This window comes from Emergencia timonensis, from assembly GCF_900086585.1.
Taxonomy (GTDB): Bacteria; Bacillota; Clostridia; order Peptostreptococcales; family Anaerovoracaceae; genus Senimuribacter; species Senimuribacter timonensis.
In genome coordinates this window covers 171,124-187,153 of record NZ_FLKM01000007.1, presented here as the reverse complement: position 1 = coordinate 187,153, position 16,030 = coordinate 171,124, and the positions used below count along the sequence as shown (strand labels likewise).

Genomic DNA, 16,030 nt, shown 5'->3' with positions numbered 1-16,030 from the left:
GGAAAGTAGTATATAAATGAAGAAAAACAGAGAAAAAACAAATGGGAATAAGAATTGGAGAATTACTTTCAGTCCCATCATGAGATATAGCACGATTTTTTGTCTTCTGACATTGGTAGTGATATTTCTAGGCGGTGTCGTACTGTCCATAGGGCAGATGAAATCCACCGCCCACGCATCCTTGAACAGCAGTCATGCACAAATATCCCAGCGGATCGACGAATCCGTCACCCTTTTGGAATCTCTGGCCGAACTGCCAGAATTCTATGATCCCGACGTTGCGCCAATCAAAAAGGTTAAAAAACTGGACCAGATGGCACCGAACTACGGATATATGATGATTTGTTATGTGGACGACGATATTCTCGTCTATTCCGATGGAGATGAACCGGCCAGCCTGGCCAGCAGAGATTATATGCAGCGGCTTTTTTCCACTGGACGGAAACAGGTGACAGACAGCTTTGCGGCAGGCGCTGATGGTGTAACCCTCAATTACACAGTGGCCGTACCACTGAAGGACAAAAATGACAATATTACAGGCTGCCTTTTCTGTGCCATCTATTTTGATGAAATTGTGGAGATATTGAAAGACTCGTCTGGCACTAACAATGCTGAAACCACATTGCTTGGCTCACAAGGGCAGATCATGTCGTCGACAGAAGATCTCCCCTATGGGGATTCCATCATGGACGAGTTCAAGAAAATGACCATTTTTGGAACAACAGAAAACAGACTGGAAGAAGAACTTTTGTCTCAGAAACCGGGCAGTTACTGGAGCTTCAAAGGGGGAAGCCTGCGGTATACGGTTTACCAAAGGGTTGAGAATACGGGCTGGGATATTCTTTGCTCCGTCAACGTCTGGACCATCTTTGGGGAGATTCTGCCCAGTCTGCTCCTCGTAGCCGGTCTGACCGTGTTACTGTGCCTGGGTCTGATTTTTGTCATGCGTCGTTATATCAATCGGCAGATGCAGGTCGTAGATGCTTTAGTGGATTCTGTCAATGAACTGGAAAAGAAGATTTATCAGGATCAACGTCCGGAAAAGAGAGACTTTAACGAGATTATTCGCTTGACCAGCGATGGTCTTACCGATAGCCTGACCGGTGTCGTCACTCGTGCAGTATTCCTGAAACACGCTGCTGCGCAGTTGGAAAAAGCGGACCCTGTGCTGCTCAGCGCGCTGTGTTTTGTGGATATGGATAACCTGAAATATATCAATGACACGCATGGCCATAGTGATGGTGATGTGGCACTGAAGAGCATAGGATATATTTTGCGGGAATATGAGAAACGGTATGACGGCGTGGTTGGCAGATATGGCGGCGACGAGTTTATTCTGCTGATGACAAACCTGGACGATGAAGCAGAGCTAAACAGCATATTAGACGAGTTGGTGCTTCGATTTCATTCAGAGGTGGGCTCCGCCGGGCACAGTATTCCTGTGCAGTGCAGTGTGGGCGTGGCTATTTACAGACCGGACATGGAATTGGAACAATTAATTGCCGACGCGGACGAGGCTTTATACTTCGTGAAACAGAACGGAAAAGGTTATTATAAGATACATGAGAACGGAGAACGCAGATGAAGACTCGGACAAAACGCTATTTCTTTGCAGGTTTTGTGATATTGACGATTTTGATATTCACTGCTGTTCTGTACAGTCAGATGCGCCAGTCCTGGATCGAAGCCAGGCGAGCAGACGCAGACCGCGTCTTAGAATTTTACAGTGAAAAACTTTCCCTGCAGCTGCAGGACGAACTGAACGAAGCCGATAACCTGGCGGAGATGGCCAGGATTATGGAGGGCACCTCCTGGTTTGAAAAGGCTGCCGCACCGCTTCTTAAGAAAGAAAGTGTGCAGTATGTCTCCTTGATCAAAGGTGATAAGGTGGTCAGCGCACTGCCAGAGGCAGAGTACGGATCACAGGTAGGAAAAGACCTAAAGGACTTTTCTTATGTCTACACAATGGCAAAAGTTGTCAAAGATTTGGTGGTAGAAGGGCCGACGACCTTGGAAGAGGGGGAAGAAGTTTTTCTTTACCTGCGCCCATATTTAAAGAAAAATGCCTATCTTGGCGAGGTGGCAGTTGCACTGGACAGCGATTATGTTTTGAATCGACTTGGATTTACTGCTCTGGCAGAAGAAGGTTATGACTATGAAATCTGGAGTATTGACGCAGAGGATGGAAGCAAGGATCTGATTACAGTATCACGAAAGGGCGTGGATTTTTCTGATGCCGTAAAAATGAGCATCAACCTTCCCACTGAGTGGAACTTGAGTATTCAGCCAGTGAATGGCTGGATCAGTTCCACTGCCAATATCAAAATATTGCTGCTCTGCGCTTTGGTTGCTGCGAGTCTGTTAGCGCTGGCGTATTTGTTCTACAGATATAAGAAACATGACCGTACCATAGCGAGCCAGAATCTGATTGATCGTCAGACTGGACTGTACAATCAGGAAGGGTTTACGGAGGAACTGAACCGATGGCTTTCTGCAGATTCTATAAATTTATTTTACTTTGTTTTTGAAAGCTATAACCAGGTTTCGCAGTTGATCGGCCCCGCAAAGGAACGCGCATTTTTAGAAAGTATTCCGCAGCGTCTTGCGGAATACATTGAGAGTCCGTTCATCGCTGGCAGACTGAGTGCAGGTAATTTTATGATTGCTCTTCGCGAGGAGATGGACGATATGGAGCGAGAGGATTTTGCCAAGGGCCTGTCCTTGGAACTTCTTTTAAAGATCAGGCTGAACGGTGAGAAAAGCTTCCTTGCGGCCAATTACCAATATATCTCCTGTAAACCGCACAGCAAGGGAGAGGAAGAGATTGCTGCGCTGATTCGACGATATTACGACTCCCGCTCCGAAGAATCCCCAGTACAGAGGCTGACAGAAAAATGCCGCAGGCTTATCGAAGGCCAGAATGACGTCAGTTTTGAAGAATATACGAACCTTGAGATGATGGAATTATCTAAGGTTCTGAACCAATACAGCAAGCAGGTCGAGCAGCTGGCCTACTATGATCCGGTATTCCATGTTGGAAACCGCCTGAAGTACATGCGAGACGCCAATATGCTGATTGATTACGATAAAAAAAGAAATTTTCGCCTTTTCTGTATCGATATCTGCAATTTCAGCCAATATAATGAACTTTTCAGCGCGGAGATCGGAGATCAAATACTGCGGGAGGTGATTAAGCGGCTTTCGCGCCTCTTTGGAGCGAACCTGTACCGTATCAACGGAGATGTTTTCTTAGGTATTTCCCTTTCAGAAGAGGACGAGACCTCCTTTGTTTCCAGACTGCAGCAGCTGCTTACAACGCCGGTGTCCACCGGCAACGCTTCCTTTACGTTGCAGGCACGGGTGGTTGTCTGCCAATATCCTGCTCATGGGAAAAGCCCGGAAGTGCTGCTGGAGCGCATTCAGTCAGCGTTGCGTTTTTCAAAGGGTTCTGATCAGAAACTTGTTTTGTACAATGATAAATTGGATCAGCTGATCCGCACAGAGGCAGAAATTCTTCACAAGCTGAAATCGGCTATCGAAGAAGAAACCCTGGAAGTATGGTATCAACCTATGGCGCACCTTGACAGCGGGAAATATATTGCTGTAGAGGCTTTGACCAGGCTGCCCAATTGCAGAGGCGGGTATTTTCCTGCCGGGCAGGTCATTTCTTTGGCCGAACGAAGCGGTATGGCTGAGCAGCTGGGCGAATATGTGCTGGGCAGAGCGTGCAGGTTTATGCATGACTACGGTAAGCCACTGGGCCTATATCACATGAGCATCAACCTTTCTGTTCAGCAGCTTTTGATTGAGAACAGCGCGGATCATTTATTGAAGCTGATTGGTGACTCTGGCGTGGATCCTGGACAGATTTCACTGGAAATCACAGAAAGCATTCTCATACAATCGATAGACCAGGCCTCTGCGGTATTGGATGAACTGCGAAAAACGGGTATCCGCATCGCCCTGGACGATTTCGGCATCGGCTATAGCAGTCTGAACTATCTTTCAAATTTGCCGGCAGATATCATTAAAATCGATAAATCTCTTACAAAACAGATTCTGACGGATCGCAAGCAGCACGCCCTCGCTCGGAGTATCGTAGAGATGGCCAAAATCAATGATCTGGCTGTTGTCGCCGAAGGGATTGAGACGGAGGAAGAGCAGAAGGCATTTGCTGATTTAAAAGTGCAGTATATACAAGGCTTCTATTACGCTCGGCCTATGCCCGAAAAGAAAGTCATTAATTTTTAAAAGAAAAAAATTTCAAATAGTGTCATGATCTGCAGAAAGGGTGGAAGATGAAGGAGATCAAACTAAAGAAATATCAACTGAAATGGAAGGTGGTCGCATTCCTCCTAGCCGTCGTGGCAGCGGTGTTAGGCGGAGGATATTGGCTGTATCAACAGAGCATTGAAAAAGCAGTCTACTCCACCACGGAGTCTTTTATGGAACAGATTGCTGATCACGACCAGCTGAATATCATCAATCAGCTCAACGGTAAGTGGGAATATCTCGATTCCATGCTGGCCCGCGTATCAGAATCGCGAAACAGCAATTTAAAAGATGTCGTTTACAACCTAAGTGTGGAAGCCAAAAGCACTGATTTTGACAAGTTGTATCTCGTTATGGAGAACGGACGCATATACAATAACTCTTATTTGGAGACGGACTTGGAGAAAGCACCCTGGAAGGAGGCTTATCAACAGGCGGAGGATTACTTTGTAACCTCCTACAGCGAGGACAGCAGGGAGCAATGGGGAGAATATCTGCTCTATGGGAAGCACCTTCCTACTTCCATTCCTTGTGGCAAGTACAAGATCTCTGGCATCGTCGGATTGGTTCCCATTGACCAGGTTGCCAGCCAGATGAAGATGGAAAGCTTTGACGGACGGGGGGTGGCCCTCGTCATACGGCCAACAGGGGAGATTATCACAGCCAGTCAGCAATACAGCAGCAGTGCGGTGACACAGAATTATCTGACCTCGCTTGAGAGCTGTGATTTTTACGGTGATGGATCCCTGGAAGCTTGTAAGAAGGCCATTGAAGAGGGGAACGGTATTTTTGTCGAATATGAACAGGATGGGGAACGATTTTCCGCTCTGTTCCAGCCTATGGAACTGCAGGGAGAGGAAGATTGGTATCTGGTGGTCAGAGTTTCGCAGCAGGTCACGGCGGAGCAGGTTCGCCTGCTGATCTGGAGTTCTGTGCCTTTCTTCCTCGTTTTGGGGATTGTAGTTCTACTTGTAGCCTGGTTCCTCTACCACAATGTAAACGCAGCGCGTATTGCCCGGGCATCTGAGCAGGCAAAATCCACATTTCTGGCAAACATGAGCCACGAAATCCGCACGCCGCTCAACGGCATTGTCGGATTGCAGTATCTGATGAGGGAGAATCTGGATGACAGGGAAAAACTATTGGAATATCTGAGCAAGGCAGAGGTATCGGCTGACTTCCTGAAAAGTGTAATTACTGACGTTCTCGATATGTCAAAAATTGAAAACGGTCAGATGGAATTATATACGGAAGAAATGAACCTGAAAGACTTGGTAGGCGAATTAGAAACATTGATCGGTATCCAGGCGGAAGAGAAGGGGTTACATTTCTCAGTGGATCATACGGAGGCATCATATCCTTTTGTAAAAGGAGATGTTCTTCGCATCAAACAGGTATTGACCAACCTTTTAGGAAATTCTTTGAAGTTCACCCCGAAGGGCGGCGAAATTTCTTTAAAAGTCCAGCAGATTCTCTCTGGAGATACTGCGCAGACCACCTTTATCGTTGCTGATACAGGATACGGCATGAGCCCGGAATTCTTGGAGAAAATTTGGGTTCCTTTTGAGCAGGAACGGAGAGCTGCCTCTCAGAACGGAACAGGTCTTGGCACCACTCTGAGCAAAACCTTGGTAGAAAAGATGGGTGGCAGGATCTCTGTAGAAAGTCATCTTGACAAAGGTACGGTATTTACCATCATCCTCCCACTGGAAATCGTGCAGCCGAAAGAAGCGCCTTCTGCGTCAGCAGCAGGCGCCGAAAAGGAAATCCGGCTGGCGGGCATGCGGATTTTAGTAGCAGAAGACAACGAAATCAATCGCATGATTATCTGTTCGGTACTGGAAGAGAGAGGCTGCATTATATTTGAGGCCGAAAATGGAAAGGATGCAGTTAGCATATTTGAAAACAGTGAGGCTGGTTTCTTTGATTTGGTGCTGATGGACATTCAGATGCCTGTCATGAACGGATATGCGGCGGCCAAGGCCATCCGCTCCTCAGGGCGTGCTGACAGCGCAAAGATTCCGATCTTTGCAATGACTGCGAATGCATTCCGTGAAGATGTAGATAAAGCCTTAGCCAGCGGGATGAACGACGTGGCGACAAAACCACTGGATATTTCACTGCTGCTGGAAAAAATCAATCATTTACAGAGTTAGGAGAGAAAAAATGAAAGGAAAACGCTTTATATGTATCTTGCTGATTGCGATGTTGGTGCTCGCTTTGGCGGCTTGTGGGACTAGCGGGACAGAAAGCAAAGAAAAGGTGACGCTGACAATCAAAACCACACCGATCGGCCTGGGCAATATACCAGATGTCGGTGAAGCAGAAGTTTATGATCTCTTTGTTGCTGCGGCTGAAAAGTTTAAGGCACAGTATGACAAATACGATGTAGAGTTTGACATCAGCAGGTATGATTATCTGGATGAGAAGGAGCAGCTGGCGGACAAATACGGGACAGAAGATGCGGCTGATATTTTCTTTGCGGGATCATATAATGTGCCGGCTTATGTTGAAAGCGGTTGGCTGGAGCCTCTTGACGATATCATCGACGAGGAGCTGCGGGCAGATATCGACGAGACGATCTGGGCGCAGAACAGTGTCAATGGCAAAGTCTACACGTTGCCTTTTCAGCAGCTGCAGAATACGCTCCTGATCAATAAAAAGATGATGAAAAGCGCAGGATTGGAGCAGTATATCCCGGAGGACAATACCATCGCGCACTGGTCTACTGAAACCTTTGACGAGATTTTTCAGGCGTTGAAGGAGTCTATTACTGATGAAAATACGTTCACATTTATGATGTACGGTGCAAATAACCAGGGAGACAGCCACATTATGACCTTGCTGCGTTCCCATGGAGGAAAACTCTATGACGAGGAGGGGAAATTCAATGTCAATACACCGGAAGGCATCGAGGCACTGCAGTGGATCAAAGATCTGGACAAGCGAGGTATCACACCGCAGGGCGCTGAGAACATGGAACTGTTGGACTGCGTCAATTTATTCTATAATGGACAGCTTGCCTGCTGTGTGGGTAATCTGACTAATTTGGCAGATGCGCAGAGCAAGGGGCTGGACGTCTTCGCGGTCAACTTCCCAAGTCAGGACGGGAAAGGCTATGCGACCAGCGGAACCAATGGCTTCTGTGTCTTCGACAATGGAGACGAAGCGAAGATTCAGGCAGCCAAGGACTTTATCCGTTTTATTTACACAGATGAGGATTTGATGAAATACACGCTGGGAACACAGCCGGTGAATCAATCTATCACTGAGAAATATCAGGAGGAAATGCCGATGCTGAAGGCTTATGATGATAATTCCGGAAATATCGTGGACAATATCAACAGCAGTCTGAACTGGCAGGGCGTTCGTGACGTTTTTTATAAGAATACACAGGATCTGCTCCTGGGAAGAAAGACGCCTGCCCAAGTAGCGGCCGCCATCGATAAGACGTGTAATGCAGCGCTGAAGGAAAGCAATCCCGTGGTGGATTGAGAATGCAGGGATGAGAACGAAATAGGGTAACAGGAAGGAGCCATAGGCTCCTTTTATCGTGGCTTCCTTCCATCGCTGATTCATGGTATGATAGGGGTAACGAGAAGTAACGAAAGAAGGAGCAGAGATTATATGAGAAGCGATGTGGCTATGTATGACAAAATCTATCAGATTCTGAAAAACAAGATCGTGAGCGGTATCTTCCCTCTCGGATATCAACTGCCTTCCCGCGCAAGTCTGTGCGGAGAATTTGACGCCTCAGAAAAGACGATTCGCCGCGCATTGGAGCTGTTGGAACGGGAGGGGCTCATCGAGTCTGTGCAGAGAAAGCGGGCGACGGTAGCTTTTGATTACACCACAGCGCACCACAGCGCGATACAGACTTTGCAAAAAGTGGATACAGTGGCAGCTTCTGATATCTTAAAATCCGGCGTCCTGCTCTGTTATCCCATTACAATCAGAGGAGTCCACCTGTGCAGAGGGGCGGAATGGGAAACACCGGAAAAAATTCTCACACAGATGAATCCAGGAGAGCCTGTGATGTTCTGGCGGCTTTCCAATCAATTCTGGCGCTTTTTCGTTGCCAGGAATGGCAATGATCTGATTCTGCGTACTGTGGACAGTCTGGGTTTTAAGGACATCGATCCTTGGCAGGGCACCTATGAGATGAGGTCTGATTATGCTGCAGGATTGAATCAGCTGATCCGGGCAGTGAAGACAGGAGAGAACCCGGAGAAAATCCCCTTTGATAACCTGAGCTTCATCTATCAGAATGCAGAGGAACCGGACCACAGCATCTTTTCTGACTCTCCCTTGCGCAAGGGGAGCAAAGCCTTAGAAAGCCAACTGTTTCAGACAAAAGAACGCTATTCCAGCGTCTACCTGGACCTGCTGGGGCTGATTGCAATCGGACGTTACCGCCCTGGGAGCCAGTTGCCTTCTTACAAGGAACTGCAGACAATTTATGAAGTCAGCGCAGATACCGTTTCAAAGGCAATTAAGATTCTGCAGGGGTGGGGTGTGGTAGAGACTGTGCGCGGCAACGGCGTCTTCGTGACGATGGACTTGGAAGCCCTGAAAAAAATAGAAATCGAACCGAGTCTGATTGCCAGCCATCTTCGCCGCTATCTTGACAGTCTGGAGTTGATTTCATTGACCATAGAAAGTGTGGCAGTCCATGCTGGAAGTCATATATCTGCTGCAGAGGCGGTGCAGTTTGCCGAGGATCTGAACGACTTGTGGAATCAGGCGTATCTGTATCAGCTTTCACCGGTGGCTGTCCTGGAATTTATCACCAATCACATTGCCTATGATGCGCTGCGGACGATCTACAAAGTGCTGCTGAAAAATTACCATATCGGAAGAAGCATTCCCGGCTTGATTAATAACGGAAAAAACTTCTATAATCGCAAAATTCATCGTCAATGTAAAGAAGCGGTCAATGCATTGGCGGAGGGGGATGCCAGGCAGTTTGCAAAACAGGCGGCAGAGATGTTTCAAATGACGCATCAGCTGATTATCGAGGCATGTAAGCGCCTGGGCTGCTTCGATGCTGCGATGCAGGTTTACGACGGTTCAAAACTATGGCAATGAAGACAAAGGAATGATATGGAAGTTTGATTGAATAGATAAACCTCAGGGTATATTAATAGAAATGACAGTTTGATTTAGCTGGCAATTTTTGAATTTGAAAAGTGCAGAACAAATGTTCCTTTTTTCTCTGTACTTTTTAATTTTTTTGTGCTAGAATGAAAGCCGAATAGCATAATAGAAGATAGGATGAGATTGCATCATTTGAATATCAATGGAGGTGAAACATCGATGAGAGAAGATAGAAGGTTTGAGCTAGCCTCAGATTACAAACCCATGGGCGACCAGCCACAGGCCATAGACAAGCTTGTAGACGGTGTGCTGGCAGGTAAGAAGCATCAGACTTTGATGGGCGTTACCGGATCCGGCAAGACCTTTACCATGGCCAACATCATACAGAAGGTACAGAAGCCGACCCTGGTCATTTCCCATAATAAGACTTTGGCGGCTCAGCTCCATGGAGAATTCAAAGAGTTTTTCCCAAACAATGCAGTAGAGTATTTCGTCTCCTATTACGATTATTATCAGCCGGAAGCCTATGTGCCTTCCACGGATACTTATATAGAGAAGGACTCACAGATCAATGACGAGATAGAGAAGCTGAGGCACTCTGCAACGGGTGCTTTGGTTGAACGCAGCGATGTCATCATCGTGGCTTCGGTGTCCTGCATCTACGGACTGGGAAGCCCTTTCGATTATGAGAATCAGCTGATTTCGGTGAGACCGGGCATGGTATGGCCCCGCAATGAGTTCCTGCGCAAGCTGGTGGACATCCAGTACACCCGTAATGACCTGGCCTTTGAGAGAGGCACCTTTCGAGTAAGAGGAGATATTATAGACGTCTTTCCTGCTGGGTCCGATAAGGCGGTGCGCATCGAACTTTTCGGCGATGAAGTGGAGAGCATCAAGGAGATGAATCCCCTGACGGGAGAAATTCTGGGTCTGCGTAATCACGTTGCGATTTACCCGGCCTCCCACTACGTAACCTCCAAGGAGAACATGGAACGTGCGCTGGGGACCATCGAGGCAGAACTGACAGAAAGGGTGCAGTGGTTTAAGGACAGAGGAAAATTACTGGAGGCACAGAGAATCGAGCAGCGGACCAGGTACGACATGGAGATGCTGCGGGAAATCGGAACCTGCAAAGGTATTGAGAATTATTCGAGACATATGAATGGGTTTGAGGCTGGTGCGCGTCCGTTTACCTTGATAGACTATCTGCCGGATGATTTTTTGCTGCTGATCGACGAATCCCACGTCATGCTGCCACAACTGAGAGCCATGTATGCGGGCGACCGTTCGCGCAAATCCTCTCTGGTAGAGTTCGGATTCCGCCTTCCGTCGGCACTGGATAACAGACCTCTCAAATTTGAAGAATTTGAGAAGCTGGTGAGCCAGGCGATCTATGTCAGTGCGACACCGGCAGCATACGAAAAGGAAATGGCTGACGGCATTACTGCCGAGCAGATCATCAGACCGACCGGCCTCCTGGACCCTCCGATCGAAGTGCGCAAGACAGAGGGGCAGATCGACGATTTGATCGGTGAACTCAAGCAGACGGCGGAGAGAGGCGAGCGCGCCTTTGTCACCACTTTGACGAAAAAGATGGCGGAGAGCCTGACTACTTATCTGACTAATGCGGGAGTCAGAGTCAGGTATCTGCATTCAGAAGTCGATACACTTGAGCGATTGGAGATTATCAGAGATCTGCGTCTGGGGGAATTCGATGTATTGGTGGGCATCAATCTGCTGAGAGAGGGCCTCGATATACCAGAGGTTTCTCTGGTGGCGATTTTAGATGCCGACAAAGAGGGCTTCCTCAGAACCGAGACATCCCTGATTCAGACCATCGGTCGTGCTGCCCGTAATGTAGACGGCAAGGTCATCATGTATGGTGACCATATCAGCAAGGCGATGAAAGCGGCCATCGATGAGACGGAGAGAAGACGCGCCATACAGAACCGATATAACGAGGAACACGGCATTACGCCGCAAACGATTAAAAAATCGGTGAGAGCCGTTATAGAGGCGACGAAACCGACGGAAGAAGAAGGCAGATTCAAAGGCAAGAAACCTCTGGAGATGACAACCAAAGAACTGAAAGATTTTATAAAAGAATTAGAAGCAGAGATGAAGCAGGCTGCAGCAGCACTGCAATTTGAACGTGCTGCCCAGTTGCGAGATCAGCTTATGGAATACAAAGTAAGATTATGACCATATACGACATGTTCCAATCCGCGCGCTAATGCTTGCGGGGAACAAAAGCATAAGGAGTTCCCAGCAATTCTTTTCAAGAATTGGGGCAACTCCATTAAGGAGGACTTGAATGGCAAACGAGATTTACGTAAAGGGCGCCAACGAAAACAATTTAAAACACGTCGATGTGAAGATACCGAGAGATCAGCTGGTCGTTTTGACCGGCCTGTCAGGATCGGGAAAATCTTCGCTGGCTTTTGATACGATTTATGCCGAAGGGCAGAGACGATATGTGGAGAGTCTGTCCTCTTATGCGAGGCAGTTCCTGGGCCAGATGGACAAGCCGGATGTGGAGCTGATCGAAGGTCTTTCGCCAGCTATCTCCATCGACCAGAAGACCACCAGCAAAAACCCTCGATCTACCGTCGGCACGGTGACGGAAATCCACGATTATCTGAGGCTGCTCTATGCGAGGATCGGACATCCCCACTGCCCGATCTGCGGGAAACCGATTACCAGCCAGACTGTCGATCAGATGGTGGACTCCATCATGGAATTCCCAGAAGGCACAAAGATCATGATTTTAGCGCCGGTGGTCAGGCAGAGAAAAGGGGAACACGAGAAGATTCTGGAGAGAATCCGCAAAGAAGGGTTTACCAGAGTGCGAATCGACGGCGAAATTCGTCTCATTAATGAAGAGGAAATCAAGCTGGACAAGAAGTTCAAGCATACCATCGAAATCGTAATAGATAGAATTATCATTAAGCCGGGGCAGGAGAGCCGTATTTCTGAGGCGGCTGAACTGGCAATGCACCAAGGGGACGGACTGGTCGTGGTCCAGTTTATCGACAACGACTTTAATATGGAGAAGACCTTCTCTACGAAGTTGGCCTGTCCGGAACACGGCGTCAGCATCGAAGAACTGGAACCGAGAATGTTTTCTTTTAACAGTCCTTTTGGCGCCTGTCCAACCTGTAATGGCCTTGGCTTTACGCAAAAAATCGATCCGGAACTGATTATCAAGACAGATAAGAGCGTCATCGACGGCGCTTTAGGGACGATTTTTGCTTCTATGGAGTTTTCGGGCTTTTACAGACAGATGATCGATGCACTGGCAAAGGAGCACGGTGTTGACCTGAGCGTTCCCTACGAAGAGTTGCCGAAGAAATTTCAGCAGGAGCTGCTTTATGGCACGGGAAACCGCCATCTGAAATACACGTACACCAGCAGAAGCACCGGCGCGGTATCTCACAGAGACCATCCTTTTGAAGGAATGATCAACAATGTAGAGCGGAGATACCGGGAGACCAGTTCTGACTTTATGAAAGAGAAGATGCAGAAGTACATGGTAGTCAGAGACTGCCCGGACTGCGGCGGCAAGCGTTTGAAGCCGGAGGTACTGGCTGTGACCATAGACGGAAAGAACATCGCGGAAGTTTCTGATATGTCCATCAGAGACGCCTATAACTTCATCGACCAGGTGCAGCTAAGCGAAAAAGAAGAAATGATCGGTCATCAGATCATCAAAGAAATCAAAGCCAGACTGCAGTTTTTGATCAACGTAGGTCTGGAGTATCTGACTTTGTCACGTGCATCTGGTACCTTGTCGGGCGGAGAATCTCAAAGAATCAGACTGGCGACGCAGATCGGTTCCAGCCTGATGGGCGTGCTCTATATCCTGGACGAACCAAGCATCGGCTTGCATCAGAAGGATAACGAGAAGCTTTTGGAGACCCTGCGCCATCTGACCGATCTGGGCAATACGCTGTTGGTAGTCGAGCACGACGAGGACACCATGTATGCCGCAGATCATATCATCGATATCGGGCCCGGCGCCGGTATCTACGGCGGCGAACTGGTAGCTCAAGGCAATGTAGAGGAAATCAAAGCCTGCCCGCAATCCTTGACGGGTCAATATCTCTCCGGCACGAAGAAAATAGAGGTGCCAAAACACAGACGGGAGGGTAATGGGAATTTCATCACCATCAAAGGCGCTGCCGAGAACAATCTGAAAGGCATTGATGTCGATATCCCGCTAGGGAAATTCGTCTGTGTTACAGGCGTATCCGGATCGGGGAAGAGCAGTTTGATCAACGAGATTCTCTACAAAGGCGCGGCAAAGGTCATCAACAAGACCAAAGGGGAAGCTGGGAAATACGATGAGATCATCGGCTTAGAAAACGTGGACAAGATTATAGATATCGACCAGTCCCCGATCGGCAGAACGCCGAGATCCAATCCAGCCACCTATACTGGAATGTTCACCCATATCAGAGATCTGTTCGCATCCCTGCCGGAGTCCAAGATCAGAGGATTCGAAAAGGGAAGATTCAGCTTCAACGTGAAGGGCGGCAGATGTGAGGCCTGCAGCGGAGACGGCATCATCAAAATTGAAATGCACTTCCTACCGGATGTCTATGTGCCTTGCGAAGTCTGCAAAGGAAAGCGGTATAACAGAGAGACGCTGGAAGTAAAATATAAGGGCAAGAACATCTTTGACGTCTTGGATATGAGTGTGGCCGAAGCCTTAGGGTTCTTTGAGAACCTGCCATCCATCAAACGCCAGCTGGATACCCTCAACGAAGTGGGTCTCGACTATATCAAGCTTGGCCAGCCGTCAACACAGTTATCGGGCGGCGAGGCGCAGAGAATCAAGCTGGCTACGGAGCTCTCAAAGAGAGGAACGGGGAAAACGCTGTATATACTGGATGAGCCGACTACGGGACTTCATTTTGCCGATGTGGATAAACTGCTGATGGTTTTGGACAAATTGGCTGATGCGGGGAATACCGTTGTCGTCATTGAACACAACCTGGACGTCATCAAACGAGCTGACCATGTCATTGACTTGGGACCGGAAGGCGGCAACAGGGGCGGCACCATCGTTGCTACAGGAACGCCAGAGGACATTGCAAAGTGCAAAGACTCCTATACAGGGCAGTTCTTGAAGAAAATGTTGAAATAGTGTATAATGATTAATTGTACATCATTAACAACACAACAAAGGAGATAATCCAATGATTAACAATGAAAACCTGACTATGCTGACGGATTTTTATGAGATCACGATGGCTAACGGATACTTTCAGTCAGGTAATGTTGAAGACATCGCCTATTTTGACATGTTCTTCAGAAAAGTTCCCGATGGCGGAGGCTATGCCATTATGGCAGGTGTAGAGCAGGCAGTAGAGTATCTGAAGAGTCTTCACTTCACAGCAGAAGATATAGAATTCCTCAGGGGAAAAGATATTTTCTGTGAAAGCTTTCTCGACTATCTGAGAAACTTTAAGTTCACTTGTGATGTTTGGGCAGTACCAGAGGGAACACCCATTTTTCCACACGAACCGATTTTGACCGTAAGAGGGCCGGTGATCCAGGCGCAGTTTGTCGAGACCATGCTTCTGCTGATTATCAACCATCAAAGCCTGATTGCCACAAAAGCCAACCGTATCGTCAGAGCTGCCAAGGGCAGACCTGTCATGGAGTTCGGCACCAGAAGGGCACATGGGACGGCGGCAGCGGTCTTTGGCGCAAGAGCGGCCTACATCGGAGGATGTGCGGGAACAGCCTGTGCGATTGCAGATCGTGATTACGGCATCACAGCCCTTGGAACCATGGCCCACAGCTGGGTGCAGATGTTTCCCAGCGAATACGAGGCCTTTAAAAAATATGCAGAGATTTATCCTGACAATTGCGTACTGCTGGTGGACACTTATAATGTACTGCGTTCTGGCGTACCGGCAGCAATCAAGGTTTTTAAAGAACTGAAGCCGAAGAAGATGGGAATCCGCATTGACAGCGGCGACGTGGCCTATCTGACGAAGAAGGCGAGAAAGATGCTGGATGAAGCGGGTCTTACAGAATGTTCTATTACAGTATCCAACTCTCTTGACGAATATATTATTCGAGATATTATTTTAGAGGGGGCGCAGATCGATTCCTTCGGTGTCGGTGAGAGACTGATTACTGCTAAATCCGAACCGGTTTTCGGCGGCGTGTACAAATTGTCGGCTCTGGAACAGGACGGTGTCATCATACCGAAGATCAAAATCTCCGAGAATGTTGAGAAGATTACCAATCCTGGGTTCAAGACCCTTTACAGACTCTTTGACAGAGATAATCACAAAGCCCTGGCAGACGTGATGACTTTGGATGGGGAGGAAATTCCAGAGGTGGATGGCTACGAAATCTTCGACCCCAACGCCATTTGGAAGAAGAAGCGGCTGTGCAACTTCTACGCGAAGAACTTACGGATACAGCTTTTTGACAAAGGAACCTGTGTCTATGAGTGTCCTGACATCGAAGAAGTCAAAGAATACTGCAGAGAACAGATGGAAACTCTCTGGGACGAGACGCTGCGATTTGAAAACCCACAGACTTATTACGTGGATTTATCACAGAACTTATGGGACGTAAAGAACAAGTTGATTGAAGAGCATACGATCAGATAATTCAATATAGAAGTTAAAAGCAGCCT

At 47.9% G+C, this 16,030-nt stretch carries 8 protein-coding genes; all 8 read left to right on the top strand.

Features of this window, described 5'->3' with window-relative positions; translation table 11 throughout:
* The first annotated feature begins 16 nt into the window (after positions 1–16).
* The 8 genes from BN6539_RS01150 (at position 17) to BN6539_RS01115 (ending at position 16,004) form a co-directional block, all read left to right on the top strand.
* Positions 17–1,585, top strand: a complete 1,569-nt coding sequence (locus tag BN6539_RS01150; RefSeq protein WP_067532699.1) for a sensor domain-containing diguanylate cyclase — start codon at positions 17–19, stop codon at positions 1,583–1,585.
* The gene (locus BN6539_RS01145; RefSeq protein WP_067532696.1) at positions 1,582–4,251 is read left to right on the top strand and encodes a bifunctional diguanylate cyclase/phosphodiesterase; all 2,670 of its coding nucleotides are present in this window, start codon (positions 1,582–1,584) and stop codon (positions 4,249–4,251) included. Before BN6539_RS01150 ends, BN6539_RS01145 begins: the two co-directional genes overlap by 4 nt.
* 47 nt (positions 4,252–4,298) lie before the next feature.
* A complete protein-coding gene (locus BN6539_RS01140) occupies positions 4,299–6,428 on the top strand; it encodes an ATP-binding protein (RefSeq protein ID WP_067532693.1) in 2,130 nt (709 codons plus the stop codon).
* 10 nt (positions 6,429–6,438) lie between these two features.
* Positions 6,439–7,767 carry an ABC transporter substrate-binding protein gene (locus BN6539_RS01135; protein WP_067532690.1) on the top strand — a complete coding sequence of 443 codons (1,329 nt, stop codon included), beginning with the start codon at positions 6,439–6,441 and terminating at the stop codon, positions 7,765–7,767.
* Positions 7,768–7,899: 132 nt separating this feature from the next.
* Positions 7,900–9,360 (top strand): GntR family transcriptional regulator, encoded by a 1,461-nt coding sequence (locus tag BN6539_RS01130; protein WP_067532687.1) that lies wholly within the window; start codon positions 7,900–7,902, stop codon positions 9,358–9,360.
* A gap of 228 nt (positions 9,361–9,588) precedes the next feature.
* Positions 9,589–11,571, top strand: coding sequence for an excinuclease ABC subunit UvrB (uvrB, locus tag BN6539_RS01125; RefSeq protein ID WP_067532684.1), 1,983 nt, complete (start codon positions 9,589–9,591; stop codon positions 11,569–11,571).
* A 112-nt stretch (positions 11,572–11,683) separates the two neighbouring features.
* The gene (gene uvrA / locus BN6539_RS01120; RefSeq protein WP_067532681.1) at positions 11,684–14,518 is read left to right on the top strand and encodes an excinuclease ABC subunit UvrA; all 2,835 of its coding nucleotides are present in this window, start codon (positions 11,684–11,686) and stop codon (positions 14,516–14,518) included.
* A 52-nt stretch (positions 14,519–14,570) separates the two neighbouring features.
* Positions 14,571–16,004 carry a nicotinate phosphoribosyltransferase gene (locus BN6539_RS01115; protein ID WP_067532678.1) on the top strand — a complete coding sequence of 478 codons (1,434 nt, stop codon included), beginning with the start codon at positions 14,571–14,573 and terminating at the stop codon, positions 16,002–16,004.
* Positions 16,005–16,030: the final 26 nt, after the last annotated feature.